The sequence below is a fragment of the Halodesulfurarchaeum sp. genome, from assembly GCF_036626455.1.
Classification (GTDB): Archaea; Halobacteriota; Halobacteria; order Halobacteriales; family Halobacteriaceae; genus Halodesulfurarchaeum.
Genome location: NZ_JAZKRK010000076.1, coordinates 1 through 2671 on the forward strand (window position 1 = coordinate 1; position 2671 = coordinate 2671).

At 60.3% G+C, this 2671-nt stretch carries 3 protein-coding genes; all 3 read left to right on the forward strand.

The window, feature by feature from the left end; all coding sequences use genetic code 11:
• Positions 1-9: 9 nt before the first annotated feature.
• Positions 10-1179, forward strand: coding sequence for an NAD-dependent epimerase/dehydratase family protein (locus V5A26_RS11355; protein ID WP_332322559.1), 1170 nt, complete (start codon positions 10-12; stop codon positions 1177-1179).
• A gap of 1 nt (position 1180) precedes the next feature.
• Positions 1181-2122, forward strand: coding sequence for an NAD-dependent epimerase/dehydratase family protein (locus V5A26_RS11360; protein WP_332322560.1), 942 nt, complete (start codon positions 1181-1183; stop codon positions 2120-2122).
• On the forward strand, positions 2119-2671 hold a 553-nt coding region (locus tag V5A26_RS11365), incomplete at its 3' end, for an NAD-dependent epimerase/dehydratase family protein (protein WP_332322561.1). The genes V5A26_RS11360 and V5A26_RS11365, both read left to right, overlap by 4 nt.

Consider the following 2671-nt stretch of genomic DNA (forward strand, 5'->3'; position numbering starts at 1 on the left):
TGAGTAACTATGACGATCCTGATCACCGGCGGCGACGGCTACATTGGCTGGCCAACCGCCCTGCGAACGGCCGAACGGACTGACGAACGGGTCCTTCTGGCGGACAACTTCGCCCGACGCGAGTGGGTCGAAAACGTGGGCTCTCGAAGTGCGACGCCTGTCGCACCGATCGAGGAGCGGATCGCTGCCGCTGAAGAAGTCCTCGGGATCACGAACCTCTCCTTTGTCGAAGGGGACCTCGCAAACAAGGACTTCACCGATGAGGTGCTTTCCGTTCACGAACCGAGCGTGATCGTTCATGCGGCCGCCCAGCCCTCCGCACCCTATTCCCAGATCAACGGCGAGCGGGCGAACTACACCCAGCACAACAACATGCAGGCCACCCGGAACCTGCTCTGGGGACTGGAGGAGCAGGACCTCACAGACACCCACTTCATCGAGACGACGACGACCGGTGTCTATGGGGCCCCAGAATTCCCGATTCCCGAAGGCGGTGCGACGATGGAGAATCAAGGGGAACGGGACGACGTGCCGTTCCCCGCGATGGCCGGGAGCTGGTACCACCTTACGAAGAGCCACGATGCCGCGAACATGCGACTCGCGCACTCGCAGTTCGACATCCCCATCTCGGACGTTCGGACCTCGATCATCTACGGCGCGGGCACCTCCGAAACGCAAGCCGATGACCGGCTGGCGACCCGCTTTGACTTCGATTATTACTTCGGGGTTGTCGCCCACCGCTTTGCCGCCCAGGCCGTAGCCGGCTATCCGATGACCGTCTACGGCAAAGGCGAACAGCGCAAGCCGTTCGGCAGTCTGGAAGACGCCGTCGAGGGGCTGGCACGGCTCGCTCTTATGGACCCAGACGAGCGACCAGATGACCTCACTGTCTACAACCAGGTCACCCGAGCGATCAGCATCGTGGAAGTCGCCGAAACGATCGCCGACGTGGCTGGAGAGTTCGGCTACGACGTCGCGGTCGAACACTTCGAGAACCCGCGGGACGAGGACGAGACCCACAAAATGGAGATCGAAAACGATCGCTATGCCGACCTCATCGACGGCCAGAGCGTGACCTTCGAGGAAGGCATGCGCGAGACCATCGGCACCATCAGCGGGTACGAGGACACCATCACCGCCCACGAGGACCGGTTCCTACCAGGCGTCCTCGAAGACTGAGATGGACGTCCTCGTCACCGGTGGTCTTGGCTACATCGGAAGCGCGCTGGTCCCCTCCCTGCTGAACCACGACGACGTCGACAGCGTCGCGATTTTCGACAACCAATCGACGGGCAGTCCCCGCAACCTCTTCGGAACGGGGCTTGGCAACGGCGAGGACCTGACCGTCTATCGTGGTGATGTCAGGGATTATGGGGCAGTCGAAAACGCGATGCGAGGCGTCAATGCAGTGATCCACCTTGCGGCGATCACCGGTGCAGAAAGCACTCACGACCGCGAGGACGAGACCTTCGCGGTCAACTACGAAGGCACCGAGAACGTGGTCCAGGCCGCCGAGAAGTACGAAATCGAGACGGTGGTCTTTGCCTCCTCGTGCAATCTCTACGGCCGAGCGACGACGGCTGACATCACTGAGGAAACCGAGCCTGACCCGCTGAACCCCTACGCGGAGTCGAAATACGAATCCGAGAAGTTGTTGCGTGAGGCAGCCGCGGACAACGGCTTTTCGGCCACGGCACTCCGGATGAGCACGAATTTCGGCTATTCGCCAGGGGTTCGCTTCAATCTCGTCGTGAATCACTTCGTCTTCCGAGCGCTCACTGACCGGCCGTTGACCGTCTATGGCGACGGGACCAACTGGCGACCGTTTATTCACGTTCGGGACGCCGCACGGGCGTTTGCCCACGCTGCGTTGAACCCAGAGGAGTACGACCAACTCGTGTACAACGTGGGTTCGAACGAGCAGAACTACCAGATCACGGAGATCGCCACGGTCGTGAGAGACGAATTAGATACTGATCTGGAGATCACGTATCTCGAAGATCGAAAGCCTGGGCCATCCTATCACGTAAACTTTGACCGGCTTGCCGAGGAAACGGCGTACGAACCAAGCGAAACGCTCCGCTCGGGTATTCGTGACCTGGCGGCACAGTTCAAATCATGAGTACTGTCACAAATCAGACCCCCACGATCGCCGTCACTGGCGCCGCGGGTTTCATCGGCAGTCGCGTCGTGAAAATCATTCAGGACGAACATCCCGCCTGGGAGCTTATTGCCCTCGATAACTTCTATCTCGGGGAGGTTCGAGAGATCGGGGACACCAGCGTCGAATTTGTCGATATCCGAAACCGCGACGCCCTGGAGGATACCCTGAAGGGAGCCGACATCGTGCTCCACCTCGCTGCAGTTAGTGGGGTTGATGACTGCACGAACAACCCGGATCTGGCATACGAGGTCAACGTTCAAGGGACGAACAACGTGGCCTGGTTCTGTCGAAAGACGGGGGCTGGACTGGTCTTCCCGTTCAGCATGGCCACCCTGGGTGACCCGGACGAGTTCCCGATTACCGCCGACCTCGAACGCGACCCGATGAACTGGTACGGGCGAACAAAGGTCCTGGGCGAACGGGCCATCGAAACGTTCGCTGATGGGGCGTTCCCGGCCCATCTCTACCTGAAGTCGAATCTGTATGGAGAACACGCCATTGGCGACC

Coding starts and splice junctions, on each gene's coding strand:
- V5A26_RS11355 (WP_332322559.1), top strand. CDS start 10: ATGACGATCCTGATCACCGGCGGCGACGGCTACATTGGCTGGCCAACC.
- V5A26_RS11360 (WP_332322560.1), top strand. CDS start 1,181: ATGGACGTCCTCGTCACCGGTGGTCTTGGCTACATCGGAAGCGCGCTG.